Genomic DNA, 20,452 nt, shown 5'->3' on the forward strand with positions numbered 1-20,452 from the left:
AGTTCGCCGGGGTGAGCGGCACGACGCTCCGGGCGACGACTCCGGACGTTGAGGACAACGCCATCACGAACAGCGGCCTTTATAGTAATAACGCCGCAGAAGGCTTTACCACGACTGAAGAGGAGATTGGTTCCATCACGATTACGACGGACGGCGGCCCTGTCGCAGTGTGGGGTTTGGCCACGCTTCAGAAGGTCAACGTGGAGAACGACACCTTCGCTTTGGCGATCCGGAAGGATTCTATCAGCGGGTCGATCCTCGGATCAACGAACGTGGCGATCAAGGGGAGCGGAGAGGACGGCCTCTTGGCCCAGACCGTGATAGGTTTCGACAGCAGCCCCGCAGCCAGCCAGACCTACAAACTGACCATCGTGGCTACGGTGGGAACGACTGCCAGCAACCAGTTGGCGAGCAACCGCCGCCTGATCGCGATGAATCTGAAGAAATGAGCCGCGCTGGCGTTGTGGTGGACAGAGCGACCGGAAAGATCGTCGGCTACATCGAGGTAAGCCAGCACGAGGACCTCGAGCTGAACTACTCGAAGGAGACGCAGGATCTCATCGAGCTGCCCGTGGACCACCGCGCCCTTCATAATCAGGCGGACTACGTGGTCGAGGGCAAAAGCCTCGTGCGGGACCTGGACCCTGCACCATGAGAGGAGCGGGTCTGAATGGGCCGTGACGGGGCCAGGAATAGCCCGGGAACGGGCCGTTCACAGGGTATGCTTTGGGGCAGTGTGGGAGGGCCTCTGAAGCAGCTCTGGCCAGGTCCATTTTCTATAGGAGATCTAGGTCTCTTGGCGCAAGTGCCCGTATTGTTGGGCCTAATTGGTTGTCCTCAGGAGACTTTCCAGAGATAACCGCAAGATTTCCAGTTTTCAACCGCACGCTACAGATCGGGTTCAGCTTTGCCGAGGCCGTGGGCCGTCCCCCGAACCTCGCCTGGGGATGCGCCGCTAGCCCTCCTCCTGCCCCGCAGGCTTGGGGGGTTCTCCCTCCTGTAGAATCAAGCACTTCACTCCTATCTTTTTGCTTGACAACCGGATGCGCCCGGTGTTTATTGTTCCGGCCGGGTGGTGAAAAGTGGGATATGATGGGATGCTCTCCCCCGAAGGGGAGGACCGCGGATGTTCCGGGGCCGGTACGAGCACTCCCTGGATGACAAGGGGCGCCTCAGCGTCCCCTCCCGCTTCCGTGAGGCGCTGGCCCGGCGCCGGCAGAAGATGCTGGTCCTCACGGACTTCGACTCCTGCGTGGCCGCCTACCCGCTGGACGAGTGGCGCCAGCTGGAGGAGCGGATCCGGAAACAAAGCACCCTCCAGAAGGACGTCCGGGCCTTCCTCCGCCTCTTCTACTCCGGCGCCACGGAGACGCCCGTGGATGGCCAGGGGCGGATCCTGATTCCCCCGCAGCTGCGGGAGAAAGCAGCCCTTGCCCGCGAGGTCATGATCATCGGGGTGCTCAACAAGATCGAGATCTGGAGCAAGACGCGCTGGGAAGAGTTCCTGGCTCGCTCGCCCGTCACCTTTGAGGACGTGGCTGCGAAGCTGGCCGACCTCGGGATCTGACGGATGGACAGGCGTGCGCGTGCGGGAGGCTCGATGAGGAGGGCGAGCGCATGACCCCGGGTCAGCCGCCGGAGGGGATCCCCCTGGAGTTCGCCGTGGAGCGGGACCCCGCCGCCGGGATCGCGACCTTCCGCCTCCGGGGCGCCATGAGCCTCTGGGGGATGCTCGAGCTGCGGGAAGCCCTGGCCGCGGCCCTGCGGAACGGGTACGCCTTGCACCTGCTCGATCTCTCGGGTGTCTGGCACATCAATGCCAAGAGCCTCGGCATCCTGGTGGAGCGCCGCGATCGGGCGCGGGAGGCCGGGGGACAGCTCGTCCTGGTGGCGCCCCCTGGCCCGGTCCGGGAGCTCCTCGAGGCCGCGGGGGGCTACGCCATCTTCGCGGTGGCGGCCACCGGGGCCGAGGCACAGGCGCTCTTGACCCCGGCGGGGGTGGCGGCAGGGTGACCGGGCGACCGGGACACACCCCGGTCCTCCTGACCCAGGTCCTGGCCTTTCTCCGGCCGATCCCCGACGGCCTCTACCTGGACCTGACCGTCGGGACGGGGGGCCATGCCGAGGCGATTCTGGAGGCCTGCGGGCCCTCCGGCCGGCTGGTGGGCCTGGACCGGGACGCGGAGGTCCTCCCGCTGGCCCGGGAGCGCCTCGCCCGGTTCGGCCCCCGGGTCCGCCTGCTGCACGGGGACTACCGGGACCTCGGGACGCTGGCGGCGGCCGAGGGGCTCACGGCCTGGGACGGGGTTCTCTTCGACCTCGGGCTCTCCTCGGTCCAACTGGATGACCCGGGCCGGGGCTTTGCCTTCAGCCGTGTCGGCCCGCTCGACATGCGGATGGACCGGGCGGGGGGCGGTATCACGGCCGCCGAGCTCCTCCGCGCCCTCCCGGAGCAGGAACTGTTCCGGATTCTCCGGGAGTACGGAGAGGAGCGGTGGGCCCGGCGGATCGCCCGGCGGATCGTCGCCGTGCGGGCTGCCGCGCCGCTCACGCGGACCGACGAGCTGGCCGCGTTGGTGGCCGGGGCGATCCCCCGCCGGGCCTGGCCCCGGCGGATCCATCCCGCTACGCGGACCTTCCAGGGGCTCCGGATCGCCGTGAACAGGGAGCTGGAGGGGCTGGCGGAGGCGCTGGGGGTGGCGGCCGGCGGGCTCAGGCCGGGGGGCCGGATCGTCGTCATCGCTTTCCATTCGCTGGAGGACCGGATCGTGAAGCATGCCCTGCGGGGGAACCCTTCGCTCGCCGTCCTGACGAAGAAGCCCGTTGCCCCGGGGCCCGAAGAGGTGGCGGCGAATCCCCGGGCGCGGAGCGCGAAGCTGCGGGCGGCCCGGCGGGTGGAGGGGTAGGCGGATGGCCCGGTCGCTCGGGGGCACCCTCACCCGCTCCCATCCTGTCCGCACGCGCGCCCGGGCGCGCCGGGCGTTCCTGCGGCTGGACCTCTGGCGGGGCGTGCTCCTGCTGGGCCTGCTCTGCCTCGGCATCCTCTTCTACGTGTGGCAGCACATCCAGGTCCTCCGCCTCGGCTACGCCCTGGAGGGGCTGCGCGCGGAGCGCGCCACCCTCCTGCAGGAGCAGAAGATTCTGACCCTCGAGCTGGCCCGGCTCACCGACCTCGGCCGGGTCGAGGCCATCGCCCGGGCCCGCTTCGAGATGCAGACCCCCCGCCCCGGCCAGGTGATCGTGCTCCCTGAGCCGGCCGGGCCCGGTACCGGGTCCCGGTAGGGGGGTTAGTGAGAGGAGCCGGGATGCTGCCCGCGGAGATGCCGGCCCCCCGCGGCCGGGCCATCGCCCTCTTCTTCCTCCTCCTGGCCTTTCTGGCCGTGGTGGTGGGCCGCCTCTTCGCCCTCCAGATCCGGGACCACCAGCGCCTGACCCAGAAGGCCACCCAACAGTACGAGCGGCAGCTCCCCGTCACGGCGAAGCGGGGGATGATCACCGACCGCCACGGCAGGGAGCTGGCGGTCAGCCTGGAGGCCCAGTCCCTCTACGCGCACCCCGGCGCCGTTCGGGAGCCCCGGGCGGCCGCGGCGGCGCTCGCGGAGGTCCTGGGACAGTCCCGGGGGGAGATCCTCAGGCGCCTCACCGCCGACAAACCCTTCGTCTGGCTGCAGCGCAAGCTCCCGGCGCGCCAGGCCGAGCTCCTGGCCAGCCTCCCGCTCCCCGGGATAGGCCTCCTCCCCGAAGCGCGCCGCTCCTACCCTCGGGGGGCGCTAGCGGCCCACCTCGTGGGGTTCGTGGGCCTCGATGATGCGGGGCTGGAGGGCGTAGAATACCAGTACGACGCCCTGCTGGGCGGGGGGCCACGCTTCGTCACGGGGCGGGTGGACGCGCTCGGACGGGTCCTCTTCCGGGACGAGGGTCCGCCCCGGCCCGCGCCGGTGAACCTGGTCCTGACCGTGGACGAGGTGATCCAGTACGTGGCGGAGCGGGAACTGCAGCGGGCCGTGGCGAAGGCCCAGGCGCAGGCCGGCACCGTTCTGGTCCTGGATCCGGGGAGCGGCGAGGTGCTGGCGCTGGCGAACGTCCCGACCTTCAGCCCCGACGCCTTCGCGGAGGGGTCGGCAACTGCCCGGCGGAATCGGGCGCTGGCCGACAGCTATGAGCCGGGGTCCGTCTTCAAGATGGTCCTGGCCGCGGCCGCGCTGGAGGAGGGGTTGGTTCGGCCCGAAGAGCTGTTCTTCGGCGAGCACGGGGTCATCGACGTGGCCGGGCTGAAGATCCGGGACCATGAGCCGTACGGGTGGCTCACCTTCAGCCAGGTGGTGGCTCGGTCCAGCAACGTGGGGGCGATCAAGGTCGGCCAGCGCCTGGGCCGCTCGACCTACTACAGCTACCTCAGCGGCTTCGGCTTCGGCGCCCGCACGGGCGTGGACCTGCCGGGGGAGACGCCGGGCCTCCTGCGACGCCCGCGGCAGTGGTCGGCGGTCTCCATCGGGGCCCTCTCGATCGGGCAGGAGGTGTCGGTCACCTCGCTGCAGCTTGTCAGCGCCCTGGCGGCGGTAGCCAACGGGGGGAGGCTCTACCGGCCGCACGTTCTCAAAGCCGTCCGGGGAGAGGCCGGCGGCGCGACCCGGGAGATCCCCCCCCAGGTCGTCCGGCAGGTGATCTCCAGAGAGACCGCGCGCCGCCTCACGGCGATCCTGGTGGAGGCGGTGGAGCGCGGAACGGGGAAGGCCGCGGCCGTACCGGGGTACACGGTGGCCGGGAAGACCGGGACCGCCCAGAAGCTGGACCGGGAGACCGGCCTCTACTCCCGGTCCAAGGTCGTGGCCTCCTTCGCGGGCTTCGTCCCGGCGGAATCCCCGCGGCTCGCCATCCTGGTCGTCCTGGATGAGCCCGCGCACGACCGGTGGGGCGGCTCCGCGGCCGGCCCGGCCTTCCGGGAGATCGCCCGGGAGGCGCTGGGGTATTTGAATGTCCCCCCCTCCCCGGGTCGTCGGATCGAAGTGGTGCGGAGGGCCGATGGCACGGCTCAGGGGCTTAATTGATGGGGTGGAGCACCGCCTCCTGCGGGGAAGCGGGGAGGTGGACATCCGGGCGGTGGAGCACGATTCCCGCCGGGTGAGCCCGGGGGCCTGCTTCGTCTGCCTGCGGGGGAGCCGGTTCGACGGGCACGCCTTCGCGGGGGAGGCGGCCGGCCGCGGGGCGGCCGCGGTCGTGCTGGAGGAGGAAATGCCGCTGCCCCCCGGCCCCGCGATCGTCCAGGTCAAGGACACGCGGGCGGCCCTGGCGGCCCTCGCGCGGGCCTTCCACGGAGATCCGGCCCGGCGCCTGACCGTCCTCGGCGTGACCGGGACCAACGGCAAGACCACCACCACCTATCTGCTGGAGGCGATCCTGGCAGCGGCGGGGCGGACGGTCGGCGTCATCGGGACCATCGACTACCGGTGCGGCGCCCTCAGGGTGCCGGCGGAGCGGACCACGCCCGAGGCGCCGGACCTCCAGGCCCTCCTGCGTCGCATGCTGGAGGTCGGCGCCACGCATGTGACCATGGAGGTCTCCTCCCACTCCCTCGCCCTGCACCGGGTCGACGGGGTGGAGTTCGATGCGGCCGTCTTCACGAACCTGACCCAGGACCACCTGGACTTCCACGGCTCCTTCGAGGCGTACCTGGAGGCGAAGACCCGCCTCTTCCGAGGCCTCGGGGTGGGAGCGGTAAAGCGGGGCCCCAAGGCCGCCCTCCTGAACGCCGACGACCCCCACGCCGAGCGGATCCGGGCGGAGACGACCGCCCCGGTCCTGACCTATGCCCTGGAGGCCGGGGCCGACCTGACCGCCGAGGGGGTGAGCCTGGAGGCGACCGGCCTTCGCGCAACCCTTCGGACCCCCTGGGGGCCGATCCCGGTCCGCTCGGCGCTCCTCGGTCGCCACAACATGGCCAACATCCTGGGGGCAGCCGGGGCGGCGCTCGCCGTGGGGGCGCCGCCGGGCGCGGTGACGGCCGCCCTCGCGACCCTCAGGGGGGTGCCGGGACGCCTGGAGCAGATCGAGGCGGGGCAGCCCTTCACGGTGGCGGTGGACTACGCCCACACCCCGGACGCCCTGGAGCGGGTCCTCCGGGCGGCCCGCGCGCTCACGGCGGGCCGCCTCCTCTGCGTCTTCGGCTGCGGGGGGGACCGGGACCGGGGCAAGCGCCCGCTGATGGGAGAGGCGGCCGCCCGGCTGGCCGATCACGTGATCCTGACCTCCGACAACCCGCGGAGCGAAGAGCCGGAGGCCATCCTGAATGCGATCGAGGAGGGGGTGCGGCGGGTGCCGGGGGCAGACGGACGGTATGCGAAGATCGTCAACCGCGCGGAGGCGATCGCGGCCGCCCTCGCGGCCGCCCGTCGCGGGGACTTCGTCCTCATCGCCGGCAAGGGGCACGAGACGTATCAGATTCTCGGAACCCGCACGATCCCGTTCGACGACCGGGACGTGGCGCGACAGACGTTGGCCGACCTGGGGTTCGGGACGGCCCGCCCCGTGTAGGAGGGCGGAGGGCTGCGGGCGGGGGGGAGGCGAGCGGGTCGAATGGACGGGGTGAGCCTGAGCGTCAAAGAGGTGCTGGAAGCGACGGGAGGCGCCCTCCTGGCGGGGAGCCCCGCGGCGGCCTTCGCCACCTTCTCGACCGACACCAGGTCGCTCACGCCCGGCGCGCTCTTCTTCGCCCTGAAGGGGGAGCGGTTTGACGGCCACGCGTTCCTGGCCGAGGCGGTCGCCCGGGGCGCGGCCGGAGCCGTCGTGGCGGCGCCGCCGGGGGAGGGACCGCGCCCGCCGGTCCTCCTCCGGGTGCGGGATCCCCGGCACGCCCTCGGGCAGGTGGCCGGCTGCTGGCGCCGCCGTCACAAGGTCCAGGTCGTGGCGGTGACGGGGACCAACGGGAAGACCACGACCAAGGAGATGGTGGCGGCGGTCCTCGCCCGGCGCTACCGGGTGCTGGCCTCCCCCGGCAACCTCAACAACCTGGTGGGGGTTCCGCTGGCCCTCTTCCGCCTGGCGCCGGAGCACGAGGTGGCGGTCGTGGAGCTGGGGATGAGCGCCCCCGGGGAGATCGGGCGCCTGGCGGAGATCTGCGAGCCGGACGTCGGGATCATCACCAACGTCGGGGAAGGGCACCTGGAGTTCCTGGGCTCGGTGGAGGCGGTGGCAGCGGCGAAGGGGGAGATGCTCCCGTTCCTGGGGGGCGACAAGACGGCCATCCTGTGCGCCGACGACCCGCAGAGCCGGCCGCTCCTCCCCCGGGTGAAGGGGCGGCTCCTCACCTTTGGCCTGAGCGGGCGGGCCGATGTCCGGGCCGGGGCCATCCGGGTGAGCAAGGTCCGGCGGACCTCCTTCACCCTTTCGGCCTCCGGCGGAACGGCCCGCGTCCGCCTGCCGATCCCGGGGCGCCACAACATCCTGAACGCCCTGGCGGCCGCCGCCGCCGGCGTGGCTCTTGGGGTCCCCGTGAAGGCCATCGCCGCGGGCCTCGCGGCCGCGCCGGTCCAGCCGATGCGGATGCAGCGGGTCTCCCTCGCCTCCGGGGCCGTGGCCTACAACGACGCCTACAATGCCAACCCCAACTCCATGGCGGCGGCTCTGGAGGCCTTCGCCGCCGTCCGGGGGCCGGGACGGACCATCCTCGTCCTGGGGGACATGCTGGAGTTGGGGGCGCACGCGCCCGAGGCGCACCGGAGGGTCGGGCGCCTGGCGGCCTCCCTTGGGCCGGACCGGCTCATCGCCGTGGGGGGATCCGCCGCCGCCCTCGCGGAGGGGGCGCGGGCGGGCGGCCTGCCGGCCGACCGGATCGTCCTCTGCCGCGAGGTCGCGGAGGCGCGGGTGGCGCTCGCGGAGGAGACCGCCCCCGGGGTCTGGGTGTTCGTGAAGGCCTCGCGGGGAGTCGGCCTGGAGCGCGTCCTCGAGGGCCTCTGATGCTCTACCACTTGCTCTTCCCGCTGGCGGCGTACCACACGGTCTTCAACGTCTTCCGGTACGTCACCTTCCGCACGGCCGGGGCCATCATGACGGCCCTCCTCCTCTCCTTCCTGTTGGGCCCGGCCGTCATTCGGAAGCTGGAGCAGCTCCGGGTCGGCCAGACGATCCGGGAGGACGGGCCCGGCAGCCATGCGACCAAAGCCGGTACCCCCACCATGGGAGGGATCCTGCTCCTCGGGGCGATCACCCTGGCCACGCTGCTCTGGGCCAACCTCACGAACCGGTTCGTCTGGCTGACCCTCCTGGCGACCCTGCTCATGGGGGCCGTGGGGCTCGGCGACGACTACCTGAAGCTGACCCGGCAGAGCAGCCGCGGCCTCCTTCCCCGGTACAAGTTCGGCTGGCAGATCGGGCTCGGGCTGGCGGTCGGGACCTACCTCTACCTGTACCCCTCGGATCCCTACACGACCACCCTCCCGATCCCCTTCTTCAAGCGCTGGCTGCCCGACCTGGGCCCGGCCTACATCCTCCTGGCGATGCTGGTCATCGTCGGCTGCAGCAACGCCGTGAACCTCACGGACGGCCTGGACGGGCTGGCCATCGGGCCGGTCATCATGGCGGCGGGGGCCTACACGGTCCTGGCGTATCTGGCGGGGCACGCCGTGGCCGCACGCTACCTGCAGGTGATCCACGTCCGGGAGTCGGCGGAGCTGACGGTCTTCGCCGGCGCCCTCGTCGGGGCCAGCCTGGGCTTCCTCTGGTTCAACGCCTACCCGGCCCAGATCTTCATGGGGGACACGGGGTCGCTCGCGCTGGGGACCGCCCTTGGCCTGCTCGCCGTCCTGACCAAGAACGAGCTCCTCCTGGTGATCATCGGCGGGGTCTTCGTCATCGAGGCGGTCTCGGTGATCCTCCAGGTCTTCGTCTTCAAGACCCGCCGCCGGCGGCTCTTCCGGATGGCCCCCATCCACCACCACTATGAGCTCAACGGGCTCTCGGAGCCCAAGATCATCGTGCGGTTCTGGATCCTCTCTTTCATCCTCGCCCTGGTCTCCCTCACGACCCTGAAGCTGAGGTAGAGGGGGATGGGCGAGACGGGAGGGCTTCTGCTGGGCACCGAACGGAGGCTCCAGGTGGCGGGGAGGCGGGTGACCGTGGTCGGGCTGGGGAGAAGCGGCCTCGCAGCCTGCCGCCTCCTCGCTTCGGCCGGCGCGACCGTCACGGCGAGCGACCGGAGCCGGGCCGATGGGCTCACGGGAGATCTCGAGTCCCTCCGGGCACTGGGGGTGCGCCTGGAGGTGGGTGCCCACCGCCCCGACACCATCCTGGAGGCGGAGCTCCTGGTGGTGAGCCCGGGAGTGGATGTCCGGATGCCCCTCCTGGCCCGAGCCCGGGCCCTGGGCATCCCGATCCTCAGCGAGGTGGAGCTGGCCTACCGGTCGTGCCAGGCGCGCTTCATCGGGATCACCGGGACCAACGGGAAGAGCACCACCACGACCCTCGTCGGCCTGATGCTGGAGCGGACGGGAGTCCCCGTGATCGTGGCCGGCAACATCGGGACCGCCCTCTGCGAGGTCGTGCCGGGACTCCCGCCCGACCGGTGGGTCGTCGCCGAGCTCTCCAGCTTCCAGCTCGAGACCATCGAGACCTTCCGGCCGGAGGTGGCCTGCCTCCTGAACATTACGCAGAACCACCTGGACCGCTATGTGGGCCTGCCCGACTACATGGACGCCAAGGCGCGTCTCTTCCTGAACCAGGAGCCCGGGGACTGGGCCGTCCTGAACGCCGACGACCCCCTGGTCCTGGAGGCGGCGGCGTCCGCGCGCGCTCGGCCGGTCCTCTTCAGCCGCTCCCATCCGGTGGAGGAGGGGGCCTTCCTGGAAGGGGATCGCCTGATGCTGCGGCGGGCGGGGGAGACCCGGGAGGTCTGCCGGGCGGGAGACATCCGGATCCGGGGCGTCCACAACCTGGAGAACGCCCTGGCCGCGATTGCGGCCAGCGCCCTGGCCGGGGGCTCCTCTGAGGCGGCCCGGGCGGTCCTGGCGGAGTTCCCGGGGCTCGAGCACCGGCTGGAGCCGGTGGCGATCCTGGCGGGTGTCCAGTTCGTGAACGACTCCAAGGGGACCAGCGTGGGGGCGGTGGTGCGGTCCCTGGAGTCCTTTCCCGGCCCGGTCATCCTCATCGCCGGCGGCCGGGACAAGGGGAGCGATTTCGCCCCCCTGCGCCCCGCGGTGCAGGGGCGGGCCAAGGCGCTGGTCCTGATCGGGGAGGCCCGGGACAAGATCGCCCGGGCCCTCGCGGGGGCCGCCCCGATCCACACCGCCGACAGCATGGGGGAAGCGGTGCGGCGTGCGGCCGCGCTCGCGGCGCCGGGGGACGTCGTCCTTCTCTCGCCGGCATGCGCCTCGTTCGACATGTTCCGGGACTTCGAGGACCGGGGCCGCGCCTTCAAGGCGGCCGTGCGGGACCTGGGGGGGGGCCAGTGAGCGGGCGGGGCCACGACAAGCTCCTCTTCACGGCCACCCTCATCCTGGTGGGGCTGGGGGTCGTGATGGTCTACTCCGCCAGCGCCATCCGGGCGCAGGAGCGGTTCGGCGACCCCGCCTTCTTCCTGAAGAAACAGATCCTCTGGGCGCTCATCGGGGTCACCGGGATGGTCTGGCTGATGGGCCGGGACTACCGGGGACTCCGCCCGTTCATCGTCCCCCTCCTGCTGCTCAGCCTCGGGATGCTGGTCCTGGTGCTCGTCCCGGGCATCGGGGTGAAGGTGAATGGGGCCCGCCGCTGGCTGCGGCTCCTGGGGTTGTCCTTCCAGCCGGCGGAGCTGGCCAAGCTGGCGCTGGTCGGCTACCTCGCCCGCCTCCTCGCCGGCAAGGAGGACCGGGTCCGGGAATTCGGCGCCGGGGTGGTGCCGCCGCTGGTGGTGAGCGGGCTCTTCTTCCTCCTGATCGCGCTCCAGCCCAACTACGGGACCGCCGTGGTGATCCTCCTCAGCGGGGTGACCTTGCTCTTCGCGGCCGGGGCCCGCCTCGGGCATCTCCTGGCGCTGGGGGCGGCCGCCGTCCCCCCCCTCGGCCTCGTCTTCTGGTCGGTGCCCCACGTCCGGGGCCGCATCCTGGCCCTGGTGCATCCGGCCCAGGCCTCCCCCAAGATCCTCTACCAGGCGCTGCAGTCGCAGGTCGCCCTGGGGCAGGGGGGGGGCCTCGGGATGGGGCTGGGGGAGGGGATGCAGAAGCTCTACTACCTGCCCGAGCCCCACACCGACTTCATCTTCGCGATCGTGGGGGAAGAGCTGGGCTTCGCCGGCGCGGCGGTCGTGGTGGGCTTCTTCGCCTTGCTCCTGTGGCGGGGGACGCGGATCGCCCTCGGGGCCCCGGACCGGTTCGGGGGCCTGCTGGCCCTGGGGATCACCTTCGTGACCGTGGGGCAGGCGGCCATCAACTTCGGCGTCGTGGTGGGGCTGCTCCCCACCACGGGCCTGCCGCTCCCCCTCGTCTCCTTTGGCGGCTCCTCCCTCGTCGTGACCCTCCTGGGGCTGGGGATCCTGCTCAGCATCTCCCAAGCCTCCGGCATGGGGAGCCGCCTGGCCCTGCCCCCCCGCCCCTTGCCGGTGGGGGGGTGGGCCTCGTGAGGTTGTGTATCGCGGGCGGGGGGACCGGCGGGCACGTCTTCCCCGCCCTGGCCACGGCGGCCGCGGTGCGGGCGAGGGCCCCGGAAGCGGCCCTCCTGTTCGTGGGGACGGCCTCCGGCCTGGAGGCCCGCCTGGTGCCGAGCGCCGGCTACCCGTTCGAGACGATCCGGGTGCGGGGGCTCAAGGGAAAGGGGCTCGCGGAGCGCCTGACCGCCTCCCTGCTGCTGCCGTGGGCGTTCGAGGAGAGCCGGCGGATCCTCGCGCGCTTTGCCCCCGACGTCGTCTGGGGGGTGGGTGGGTTTGGGGCGGGGCCGGTCCTGCTGGCGGCGGCGCTCGGAGGGACGCCCACCGTGCTCCACGAGCAGAACGCGGTGCCGGGGATGACCAACCGGCTGCTCTGTCGGGTGGCGACGGCGGTGGCGGTGAGCCTGGAGGCGGCGGCCGCGCATCTGCCAGCCCGGCGGCTGACGGTAACCGGGAACCCGGTCCGGGCTGACCTCTTCGGGCACCCGCGAGAAGCCTCGCGGGAGCTCTTCGGGCTGGCCCGGGAGCGGAGGACGCTCCTCGTGTTCGGCGGAAGCCAGGGGGCGCGGGGACTCAACGAGGCGATGCGAGGGGGGGCGGCGGCGCTGGCGGCGCTCCGGGCGGAGCTCCAGGTCCTGCACGCCACCGGTGAGCGGGACCGGGAGGCGGTGGCGGCCGCCTACGCCGCGGCCGGGATCCGGGCGGTGGTCCTCCCGTTTATCGACGCGATGGGGGCGGCCTACGCGGCGGCGGACCTGGTGATCTGCCGGGCCGGGGCCACGACGGTCGCCGAGCTGGCCGCCCTGGGGAAGCCGGCCATCCTGGTTCCCTTCCCCCATGCCGCGGGTGACCACCAGCGGCACAACGCGGAAGCCCTGGCAGCCGGCGGTGGGGCCGTCATGATCCTGGAGCGGGATCTCACCCCCGCCCTGCTGGCGGGGCGGGTCCGGGAGCTCATCGAGGATCCGGTCCGGCTGGCGATCATGGCCCGGTCCGCGGCTGCCGCCGGCCGCCCGAATGCGGCGGAGCGGCTGGCTGACCTCCTCTTCGAGGTGGCTGGGACCGCCGGCCGGCGGGAGGCCTGATGTTCAAGCGGATCCGGCGAATCCACTTCGTGGGAATCGGCGGCGCCGGGATGAGCGGGATCGCCGAGGTGCTCCACAACATGGGCTACGAGGTGAGCGGCTCCGACGCGAAGGCCTCCGAGGTGACCCGCCGCCTGGAGGCGCTGGGGATCCGGGTCTTCGTCGGGCACCTGGCGGAGCAGGTGGTCGGGGCGGACGTGGTGGTCCGGTCCTCGGCGGTGGAGATGGACAACCCGGAGGTCCTCGAGGCGAAGCAGCGGCTGACCCCGGTGATCCCCCGGGCGGAGATGCTCGCGGAACTGATGCGGCTCAAGTACGGCGTCGCGGTCGCCGGGACCCACGGGAAGACCACCACCACCTCGATGGTTGCCACGGTGCTCGCCCGGGGAGGGCTGGACCCCACCATGGTCATCGGCGGGCGCCTGCGGAGCCTCGGCTCGAATGCGAGGCTCGGTCGGGGGGACTTCCTGGTCGCCGAGGCGGATGAGAGCGACGGCTCCTTCCTGAAGCTCTCCCCCACCATCGCCGTCGTCACCACCATTGACGAGGAGCATCTCGACTACTACCGGGACCTGGAGCACATCAAGGAGACGTTCCTCCAGTTCATCAACAAGGTCCCCTTCTACGGGTCGGCGGTCCTCTGCCTGGACCAGGAGAACATCCAGGCCCTCCTCCCGCGGGTGGAGAAGCGGTTCATCACGTACGGCCTGAAGGGGCAGGCCGACCTGATGGCCCGCGACATCACCCTGAAGGCCATGCGGTCGGAGTTCACGGTCCTCCGGCAGCAGGAGGTTCTGGGGACGTTGCGCCTGCAGGTCCCCGGCCTGCACAACGTCTACAACGCCCTGGCCGCGGTGGCGGTGGGGCTCGACCTGGAGATCCCCTTCCCGGTCGTCCGGGAGGGGCTGGAGGAGTTCACCGGGGTGGACCGGCGGTTCCAGATCAAGGGGACGGTCGGGGACATCCTGGTGGTGGATGACTATGGCCACCATCCGGCCGAGATCCGGGCCACGCTGGCGGCGGCCCGGGAGGGGTTCGACCGGCGGGTGGTGGTTCTCTTCCAGCCCCACCGCTATACCCGGACCCAGAGACTCCTGCGGGAGTTCTTCACCGCCTTCTACCAGGCGGACGTCCTGCTGGTGACGGAGATCTACGCGGCCGGGGAGCCGGCGATCCCGGGAGTGAGCGGCCGCCAGATCGCCGAGGGGGTCGCCCGGCACGGCCACCGGGATGTCACGTTCGTCCCCGAGAAGGGGCAGCTGGCGGCGGCGGTCCTCCCCCGCCTGATGCCTGGGGACCTGGTCCTGACGCTCGGGGCGGGGGACATCGTGCGGGTCGGGGAGGAGATCCTGGAGCGGCTGCGGGCGGAGCCGGGGTAGCCGGGGCGCCATGCCGGAGACGGTGGCCATGGGGATCCCGCGGGGGGCGCTGGAGCAGGCCCTGGAGGGGGAGGTTCTCTACGACGAGCCGATGAGCCGCCACACCTCCTACCGGATCGGCGGCCCGGCGGACGTGATGGTCTGTCCCCGCGCCGTGGAGGGCATCCAAGCCGCCCTCCGGATCGCCCGCGAGCACGGGGCCCCGGTCTTCATCCTGGGGGGCGGCTCGAACCTTCTGGTCCGGGACGGCGGGCTGCGGGGGTTGGTGCTGAACCTGTACGGGACGCTGCAGGAGATGCGCGCGGAGGGGGAGGCGGTGACCGCAGGAGGCGGGGCGAAGGTCACGGCCCTGGTCAACTTCTGTGCCCGCCGGGGCCTGGCGGGCCTCGAGCCGATGGCCGGGGTCCCCGGGACCGTGGGGGGCGCGGTGAAGGGGAACGCCGGGGCCTTCGGGGTCACCATCTCGGATCACCTGGCGTCGGTCCGGGTCCTGGAGCTGACGGGGGAGGAGCGGATCCTGGACCGGGAGGCGCTCCGGTTTGCCTACCGCCAGTCCTCCCTGACGCCGGAGCAGGTTCTGGTCAGCGCCACCTTCCGACTCCGCCGGGGGGACGCCGCGGCGCTGAAGGAGAAGGTGGCGCAGATCCTGGCGGAGCGGAAGACGAAGCAGCCGGTGGAGTGGCGGTCCGCCGGATCCGTGTTCAAGAACCCGCCGGGGGACTTTGCCGGCCGCCTCATCGAGGGGGCGGGGCTCAAGGGGACGCGGGTGGGCGACGCGATGATCTCCCCCAAGCACGGCAACTTCTTTCTGAACCTGGGGCGGGCCACGGCCCGCGACGTGCTGGCCCTGATCGCCCTCGCGCAGGAGCGCATCCGGGAGCGGACCGGCGTCTCCCTGGAATTGGAGGTGCGCGTGGTGGGGGACCCGTGAGGGTGTACGGACGGCCGAAGGGGGGGGGCGGGCTCCGCGGGCACCGGCGCGGGCGGCGGGCCCGGGGATCCCCCCGGCTCCTGCTCTGGAGCCTGAAGCTGGGCGTGGGGCTCCTCCTGGGGGGGGCCGGCGTTCTCTGGGCCTGGGTGGGGTTCCGGAACGTGGGCCGGCTCCCGTACTTCCAGATCACGAACGTCGCCGTCCGGGGCAACAGCCAGGTGGCCACGGCGGAGATCGTGGCGAGCCTGGATCTCCGCCCGGGGACCAGCATCCTGGAACCGGACCTGACCGAGCTGCGCATGCGGGTTCTCGCGAATCCGTGGATCCGAGAGGCCCGGGTGAGTCGCCGTCTCCCCCTCACGCTCGAGGTGACGGTCTGGGAGCGAACGCCGGAGGTCCTGGTCGTGGCGGAGGGCACCTACCTGGCGGGGGGGGACGGCGTCATCCTGCCCGAGGCAACGGGCGCCGTGTCCCCCGAGCTGCCCCGGCTTGCCTTCTCCGGCGGACGCTACGCCCCCGGGGACCGGCTCCCCGGCGAGACGGTGCCGCGCGCCCTCGCCCTGTGGCGGGGCCTCGCCTCCTCCCCGGCCACCCGGGGGGAGCGGCTCCAGGTGGTGCGCCTGGAGCGGGATGGGACCTTCACGGTCCGGACCGAACGGGGGGTCCTCGTCCGGGCGCGCGGGGAGGGCGCGGAGCGCCAGCTCGCCCGTCTCGAGGCGGCCCTCCAGCACGCGGGGAAGAGACTGCAGGCCTACGAGGCGGTGGACCTCCGGTTCGGGGACCGCATCGTCCTCCGGGCCGGGAGCCAGAAGGGAGGGTAGCGGGTGGGACGGGAGAGCGATCTCATCGTCGGGCTCGACATCGGGACCACCAAGATCTGCGCCACCGTGGCCGAGCAGAACGAAGACGGGGGGGTGGACATCATCGGCATCGGGACCGCTCCCTCGCGGGGCCTCCGGAAGGGGGTCGTGGTCAACATCGACACGACCGTGGACTCGATCAAGCGGGCCCTGGAGGAGGCGGAGCTCATGGCCGGCGTGGACGTCCACGCGGTCTTCGTGGGCATCGCCGGGGGCCACATCAAGGGCCTGAACAGCCGGGGAGTCATCGCGGTCTCCGGGAAGAACCGGGAGGTCACCCCCCGGGACGTGGAGCGGGTCATCGACGCCGCCAAGGCGGTGGCGTTACCCGTGGACCGAGAGGTGATCCACGTCCTGCCCCAGGAGTTCATCATCGACGACCAGGGCGGGATCAAGGAGCCGCTGGGCATGAGCGGGGTCCGGCTGGAGGCGGAGGTCCACATCGTGACGGGGGCCGTGACCTCCGCTCAGAACATCATCAAATGCTGCAACCGGGCCGGGCTGGAGGTCCAGGACATCGTGCTGCAGCAGCTGGCCTCCAGCATCTCCACCCTCACGCCGGACGAGCGGGAGCTGGGGGTCGTCCTCGTGGACATCGGGGGCGGGACCTCCGACATCGCCGTCTTCGTGGAGGGGAGCATCTGGCACACGGCGGTCCTGACCATCGGCGGCGACCAGATCACCAGCGACATCGCCATCGGGCTGCGCACCCCCACCCACGAGGCGGAGGAGATCAAGAAGAAGCACGGGTGCGCCCTGGCCTCGCTGATCCCGGGGGACCTGATGCTGGAGGTCCCCAGCGTCGGCGGCCGCAAGCCGCGCATCCTCTCCCGCCAGACCCTCTGCGAGGTCATCCAGCCCCGGGTGGAGGAGATCTTCTCCCTGGTGGATCGGGAGGTCCGCCGGGCGGGGTACGGGGAGCACTGCGCGGCGGGCATGGTGGTGACGGGCGGCGCCTCCATCATGGAGGGGGTCCCGGAGCTGGGGGAGCAGGTGCTGGATCTGCCGGTGCGGCGGGGCATCCCGGCGGGGGTGGGAGGGCTGACGGATGTGGTGGCCTCCCCCATCTACGCCACCGGCGTGGGCCTGGCCCTCTACGGCGCGCAGAACCGCCATCAGCGGAAGTTCCGGCGAGTCGCCGAGCATGCCATGTTCAACCAGGTGGCCGAGCGGATGAAGGAGTGGTTCGGGGAGTTCTTTTAGTGCCGGGCCAACTGACGTCGCCTCACGTCGTTCTCGGTCGTCGGCGGTCCTCAACGTACCAGGAGCGTACGCCTCCCCACCCACCTTCGGTGGGTACCCGCTCCTCCCTCGGGCCTCGTGATGCTCGTCATTTGGCCCGGCACCGTGGTTGTCGCGTAAGCATGAGGGGCAGTTCGTTGGAGTCACTCTAGGGTCGGGGTGCGCGTCGCGGTGACGCCAGCCGAAGGGAGGTCCGAGGATGCCCTTTCATCTCGAAGAGGAACCCGAACGGATGGCCCGCATCAAGGTCATCGGGATCGGGGGGGGCGGCAGCAACGCGGTGAGCCGGATGACCGCCTCCAACATGACGGGCGTGGAGTTCATCGTGATGAACACCGACGCCCAGGCCCTGAAGGCGTCCCCGGTCACCACCAAGCAGCAGATCGGCGAGAAGCTGACCCGCGGCCTGGGGGCGGGCGCCAACCCGGAGGTGGGGCGGCGGGCGGCGATCGAGGACACGGATAAGATCCTCAGCCTCGTGGAGGGGGCCGACATGGTCTTCCTCACGGCAGGGCTCGGGGGGGGGACCGGGACCGGCGCGGCGCCGATCGTGGCCAACCTCGCGAAGGAGCTGGGGATCCTGACGGTGGGGGTGGTCACCAAGCCGTTCCAATTCGAGGGGAAGGTGCGGGCGTCCCAGGCGGAGCGCGGGCTGCAGGAGCTGAAGGAGAAGGTGGACACCCTCATCACCATCCCCAACCAGCGCCTGCTGAACGTGGCGGAGCGGCAGACCACCTTCCTGGAGGCCTTTCATCTGGCGGATGACGTTCTCCGCCAGGCGGTCCAGGGGATCTCGGACCTCATCATCGTGCCGGGGCTGATCAACCTCGACTTCGCGGACGTGCGCACCATCATGGCGGAGCGGGGCATCGCGATGATGGGGACCGGCGTGGCCACCGGGGAGAACTGCGCGGTCGAGGCGGCCGGGAAGGCCATCAACAGCCCCCTCCTGGAGAACCTGTCCATCGAGGGGGCCCGGGGCGTCCTCATCAACATCACGGGGGGGGCGGACCTCTCTCTCTACGAGGTGAACGAAGCCTCCAGCATCATCTGCCAGTCGGCCCATCCCGACGCCAACATCATCTTCGGGGCGGTGATCGACGAGAAGCTCTCGCGGGAGGTTCGGGTGACCGTCATCGCCACCGGATTCGATGGGGCCGGCAAGCGGGAAGCGGAACAGGTCAAGGCGGTGGACCTGAAGGCCTTCGCCGCGGCCGCGGCGGAGCGCGGCCCCTACTTCCGGAGGCGCTCCGGCCGGGCGGCTGAGGTCGCCCAACTCTCCTTCCCCCCGGTGGCGGAGGACGAGCTGGACATCCCGACGTTCCTACGGCGCCAGGCCGATTAGGCGTGACGGCGCCCCACGACTGGCGCCGGAAGCGCCGCTGGGTTCGGGCCCGCCCAGCCGCTTCCGCCCCGTCGGCGCGGCGAGAGCCGTGTCCCCGAAGGGCTCGCACGAGGAGGAGGACGCTATGCGGAGCGTGGCAAGGGTCGCCAGCCTCATCGCCCTGACCGTCCTGGCCCTGGTTGCCTATGCGCTGCAGCTCGCGGAGTTCTAGTGCCTGGCCAACTGACGTCGCCTCACCTCGTTCTCGGTCGTCGGCGGTCCTCAACGTACCAGGAGCGTACGCCTCCGGCCGCCTCCTCCCTCGGGCCTCGTGATGCTCGTCATTTGGCCCGGCATGCCATTCTGTTTCTGTTCCTGCTCTACCGGTCCTTATTCTTTGCTCATTCTCCGCTCCTACTCCTCCCGACCGGTGAATCGCCTCCCGTTTGACCCCCCCGACAGGGCCGTGCTATCTTCTTGTCTGTAAAGGGCCCGGCGGAGTTGTCCCCCGGGGGCCAGTCCGGGTCGAGGAGGCCGGTGAGGGATGTCCGGGATCCTGCAGGCGAAGGAGGCCCCCCTGGAGCCCCCTCTCCCCGAGTGCGCGAAGGCCAGCCTCGCCTGATGGGAAAGACCGGCCTCCGCTTCCACGAAGCCCCCGGGTACGTCCAGGCGCTCCCCGTCGCAGCCCTCCCCGGGATCGGGCACGCCTTCAGCACCCGTCTGGGAGGGGTCAGCCAGCCCCCGTTCCACACCCTGAACCTGGGAACCGGCGTCCCCGATGCGCCGGCGGCCGTCCGGGAGAACCGGCGGCGCTTCTTCGGCGCCCTGGGGCTGGACCCGTCCAGGATCGTCCGGGTCTGGCAAGTGCACGGGGACGAGGTGCTCGTGGTGGACGGGGCGCTGGCCCGGAGGGAGAACTTCCCCCGGGTCCTCCTGGACGAACACTACCGGTACGACGCCATGGTGACGGACCGGGAGGGGCTCGCCCTGGTCATCACCACGGCCGACTGCCTCCCCATCTTCATCGCCGATCCGACCCGGCGGGCGGTGGCGGCGGTCCACGCCGGGTGGCGGAGCACGCTGAAGGGGATCGCCGCGAAGGCCCTGAGCGCCCTGGTGAGGGTGTACGGCTGCCGGCCGGCCGACTGCGCGGCGGTGATCGGACCCGGCATCCTCGGGTGCTGCTTCGAGGTGGACGAGCCGGTGATGGGCCCCCTCCGGGCGGCCCGCCGGGACTGGGAGACGGTTGCCCGCCCGGCCCGCCCCGGTCACTGGCTGCTGGACCTGGCGGCCCTGAACGCCCGCTTCCTCGCCGAGGGGGGCATCCCCTCGCCCGCGATCCATCAGACCGGGCTCTGCACCGCTTGCCGCACGGAGCTCTTCTACTCCTACCGGGCCGAGAAGCCGGTGACCGGGCGGATGATGAGCGCCCTCTGGCTCCACTGACCCCGCGTCGTTGACACTCCTCCTGGGGTCTGGTACGGTCACGCGGGGGACGGATGGAGGGCGGCCGGCCCCGGCATTCTGGAGCGGGATGGAGGGGATCGCAGCGCGGGTCCGGGAGGTGCGGGATCGGATCGCGGCCGCCGCGGCTCGGGCCGGTCGCGACCCGGCCCGCATCACGCTGGTGGCCGTCACCAAGACCTTCCCCCCCGAGGTAGTCCGGGCGGCCGTGGCCGCCGGGGTGACCGACATCGGCGAGAACCGGGTCCAGGAGGCGGTCCCGAAGATCGAGGCGGTGGGGCGCGGGGTGCATTGGCACCTGGTGGGGCACCTGCAGACCAACAAGGCAAAGCTGGCCCTCCAGCACTTCGACTGGATCCACTCGCTCGACTCCCTCCGCCTGGCGGAGGCGCTGCAGAAGGCAGCCGCTGCGGCGGGCCGGGAGGCGATCCGGGTTCTGGTGGAGGTGAATCTGGGGGGGGAGGTCAGCAAGGCGGGGGTCCCCGAACCAGACCTGCTTCCCCTGCTTCGCGGGTTGGCCCCGCTCTCCCGGGTCCGGGTGGAAGGCCTGATGGCC

The 20,452-nt window shown here is 71.6% G+C and carries 21 protein-coding genes; all 21 read left to right on the forward strand.

Annotated elements, in window-relative coordinates:
- The coding region (locus VGT06_06960) for a hypothetical protein (protein ID HEV8662858.1) at positions 1 to 449 on the forward strand (449 nt) is incomplete at its 5' end.
- A gap of 17 nt (positions 450 to 466) precedes the next feature.
- Positions 467 to 655: a hypothetical protein gene (locus VGT06_06965; GenBank protein ID HEV8662859.1), complete on the forward strand. Its 189-nt coding sequence runs from the start codon at positions 467 to 469 to the stop codon at positions 653 to 655.
- Positions 656 to 1,126: 471 nt separating this feature from the next.
- Positions 1,127 to 1,567 carry a division/cell wall cluster transcriptional repressor MraZ gene (gene mraZ, locus VGT06_06970; protein ID HEV8662860.1) on the forward strand — a complete coding sequence of 147 codons (441 nt, stop codon included), beginning with the start codon at positions 1,127 to 1,129 and terminating at the stop codon, positions 1,565 to 1,567.
- A 50-nt stretch (positions 1,568 to 1,617) separates the two neighbouring features.
- Positions 1,618 to 2,013 (forward strand): STAS domain-containing protein, encoded by a 396-nt coding sequence (locus VGT06_06975; GenBank protein ID HEV8662861.1) that lies wholly within the window; start codon positions 1,618 to 1,620, stop codon positions 2,011 to 2,013.
- Positions 2,010 to 2,906: a 16S rRNA (cytosine(1402)-N(4))-methyltransferase RsmH gene (gene rsmH / locus VGT06_06980; protein HEV8662862.1), complete on the forward strand. Its 897-nt coding sequence runs from the start codon at positions 2,010 to 2,012 to the stop codon at positions 2,904 to 2,906. The genes VGT06_06975 and rsmH overlap by 4 nt, the downstream gene beginning before the upstream one ends.
- Positions 2,907 to 2,910: 4 nt before the next feature.
- A complete protein-coding gene (locus VGT06_06985; protein ID HEV8662863.1) occupies positions 2,911 to 3,282 on the forward strand; it encodes a cell division protein FtsL in 372 nt (123 codons plus the stop codon).
- A gap of 23 nt (positions 3,283 to 3,305) precedes the next feature.
- Positions 3,306 to 5,048 (forward strand): penicillin-binding protein 2, encoded by a 1,743-nt coding sequence (locus VGT06_06990; protein ID HEV8662864.1) that lies wholly within the window; start codon positions 3,306 to 3,308, stop codon positions 5,046 to 5,048.
- On the forward strand, positions 5,023 to 6,531 hold the full coding sequence (locus VGT06_06995) for a UDP-N-acetylmuramoyl-L-alanyl-D-glutamate--2,6-diaminopimelate ligase (protein ID HEV8662865.1): 1,509 nt from the start codon (positions 5,023 to 5,025) through the stop codon (positions 6,529 to 6,531). The genes VGT06_06990 and VGT06_06995 overlap by 26 nt, the downstream gene beginning before the upstream one ends.
- Before the next feature lie 42 nt (positions 6,532 to 6,573).
- On the forward strand, positions 6,574 to 7,953 hold the full coding sequence (gene murF / locus VGT06_07000; protein HEV8662866.1) for a UDP-N-acetylmuramoyl-tripeptide--D-alanyl-D-alanine ligase: 1,380 nt from the start codon (positions 6,574 to 6,576) through the stop codon (positions 7,951 to 7,953).
- On the forward strand, positions 7,953 to 9,035 hold the full coding sequence (mraY, locus tag VGT06_07005; GenBank protein ID HEV8662867.1) for a phospho-N-acetylmuramoyl-pentapeptide-transferase: 1,083 nt from the start codon (positions 7,953 to 7,955) through the stop codon (positions 9,033 to 9,035). The genes murF and mraY overlap by 1 nt, the downstream gene beginning before the upstream one ends.
- Positions 9,036 to 9,041: 6 nt before the next feature.
- A complete protein-coding gene (gene murD / locus VGT06_07010; GenBank protein HEV8662868.1) occupies positions 9,042 to 10,442 on the forward strand; it encodes a UDP-N-acetylmuramoyl-L-alanine--D-glutamate ligase in 1,401 nt (466 codons plus the stop codon).
- On the forward strand, positions 10,439 to 11,587 hold the full coding sequence (gene ftsW, locus VGT06_07015; protein HEV8662869.1) for a putative lipid II flippase FtsW: 1,149 nt from the start codon (positions 10,439 to 10,441) through the stop codon (positions 11,585 to 11,587). The genes murD and ftsW overlap by 4 nt, the downstream gene beginning before the upstream one ends.
- Positions 11,584 to 12,696, forward strand: a complete 1,113-nt coding sequence (gene murG, locus VGT06_07020; GenBank protein HEV8662870.1) for an undecaprenyldiphospho-muramoylpentapeptide beta-N-acetylglucosaminyltransferase — start codon at positions 11,584 to 11,586, stop codon at positions 12,694 to 12,696. The genes ftsW and murG overlap by 4 nt, the downstream gene beginning before the upstream one ends.
- Entirely contained in the window at positions 12,696 to 14,075 is a 1,380-nt protein-coding gene (gene murC, locus VGT06_07025; GenBank protein ID HEV8662871.1) for a UDP-N-acetylmuramate--L-alanine ligase, read from the forward strand. Before murG ends, murC begins: the two co-directional genes overlap by 1 nt.
- 10 nt (positions 14,076 to 14,085) lie before the next feature.
- A complete protein-coding gene (gene murB / locus VGT06_07030) occupies positions 14,086 to 15,006 on the forward strand; it encodes a UDP-N-acetylmuramate dehydrogenase (protein ID HEV8662872.1) in 921 nt (306 codons plus the stop codon).
- On the forward strand, positions 15,003 to 15,827 hold the full coding sequence (locus VGT06_07035) for an FtsQ-type POTRA domain-containing protein (GenBank protein HEV8662873.1): 825 nt from the start codon (positions 15,003 to 15,005) through the stop codon (positions 15,825 to 15,827). Before murB ends, VGT06_07035 begins: the two co-directional genes overlap by 4 nt.
- A gap of 3 nt (positions 15,828 to 15,830) precedes the next feature.
- Complete coding sequence (ftsA, locus tag VGT06_07040; protein ID HEV8662874.1) at positions 15,831 to 17,069, forward strand: cell division protein FtsA; 1,239 nt, start codon at positions 15,831 to 15,833, stop codon at positions 17,067 to 17,069.
- Between the two features lie 238 nt (positions 17,070 to 17,307).
- Positions 17,308 to 18,453, forward strand: coding sequence for a cell division protein FtsZ (gene ftsZ / locus VGT06_07045; GenBank protein ID HEV8662875.1), 1,146 nt, complete (start codon positions 17,308 to 17,310; stop codon positions 18,451 to 18,453).
- 88 nt (positions 18,454 to 18,541) lie between these two features.
- Entirely contained in the window at positions 18,542 to 18,664 is a 123-nt protein-coding gene (locus tag VGT06_07050; protein HEV8662876.1) for a hypothetical protein, read from the forward strand.
- Between the two features lie 389 nt (positions 18,665 to 19,053).
- Positions 19,054 to 19,878 carry a peptidoglycan editing factor PgeF gene (gene pgeF / locus VGT06_07055; GenBank protein HEV8662877.1) on the forward strand — a complete coding sequence of 275 codons (825 nt, stop codon included), beginning with the start codon at positions 19,054 to 19,056 and terminating at the stop codon, positions 19,876 to 19,878.
- Between the two features lie 88 nt (positions 19,879 to 19,966).
- Positions 19,967 to 20,452 (forward strand): YggS family pyridoxal phosphate-dependent enzyme (locus VGT06_07060; GenBank protein ID HEV8662878.1); only part of this gene is annotated, 486 nt, incomplete at its 3' end.

The organism is Candidatus Methylomirabilis sp. (assembly GCA_036000645.1).
Lineage (GTDB): Bacteria > Methylomirabilota > Methylomirabilia > Methylomirabilales > JACPAU01 > JACPAU01.

What these genes read in the sequence shown, in the direction of transcription:
- murD (HEV8662868.1), top strand. Translation starts at nt 9,042, where the DNA reads ATGGGCGAGACGGGAGGGCTTCTGCTGGGCACCGAACGGAGGCTCCAG.
- murB (HEV8662872.1), top strand. Translation starts at nt 14,086, where the DNA reads ATGCCGGAGACGGTGGCCATGGGGATCCCGCGGGGGGCGCTGGAGCAG.
- VGT06_06985 (HEV8662863.1), top strand. Translation starts at nt 2,911, where the DNA reads ATGGCCCGGTCGCTCGGGGGCACCCTCACCCGCTCCCATCCTGTCCGC.
- mraZ (HEV8662860.1), top strand. Translation starts at nt 1,127, where the DNA reads ATGTTCCGGGGCCGGTACGAGCACTCCCTGGATGACAAGGGGCGCCTC.
- VGT06_06990 (HEV8662864.1), top strand. Translation starts at nt 3,306, where the DNA reads ATGCTGCCCGCGGAGATGCCGGCCCCCCGCGGCCGGGCCATCGCCCTC.
- VGT06_06975 (HEV8662861.1), top strand. Translation starts at nt 1,618, where the DNA reads ATGACCCCGGGTCAGCCGCCGGAGGGGATCCCCCTGGAGTTCGCCGTG.
- ftsZ (HEV8662875.1), top strand. Translation starts at nt 17,308, where the DNA reads ATGCCCTTTCATCTCGAAGAGGAACCCGAACGGATGGCCCGCATCAAG.
- mraY (HEV8662867.1), top strand. Translation starts at nt 7,953, where the DNA reads ATGCTCTACCACTTGCTCTTCCCGCTGGCGGCGTACCACACGGTCTTC.
- murC (HEV8662871.1), top strand. Translation starts at nt 12,696, where the DNA reads ATGTTCAAGCGGATCCGGCGAATCCACTTCGTGGGAATCGGCGGCGCC.
- pgeF (HEV8662877.1), top strand. Translation starts at nt 19,054, where the DNA reads ATGGGAAAGACCGGCCTCCGCTTCCACGAAGCCCCCGGGTACGTCCAG.
- VGT06_06995 (HEV8662865.1), top strand. Translation starts at nt 5,023, where the DNA reads ATGGCACGGCTCAGGGGCTTAATTGATGGGGTGGAGCACCGCCTCCTG.
- murF (HEV8662866.1), top strand. Translation starts at nt 6,574, where the DNA reads ATGGACGGGGTGAGCCTGAGCGTCAAAGAGGTGCTGGAAGCGACGGGA.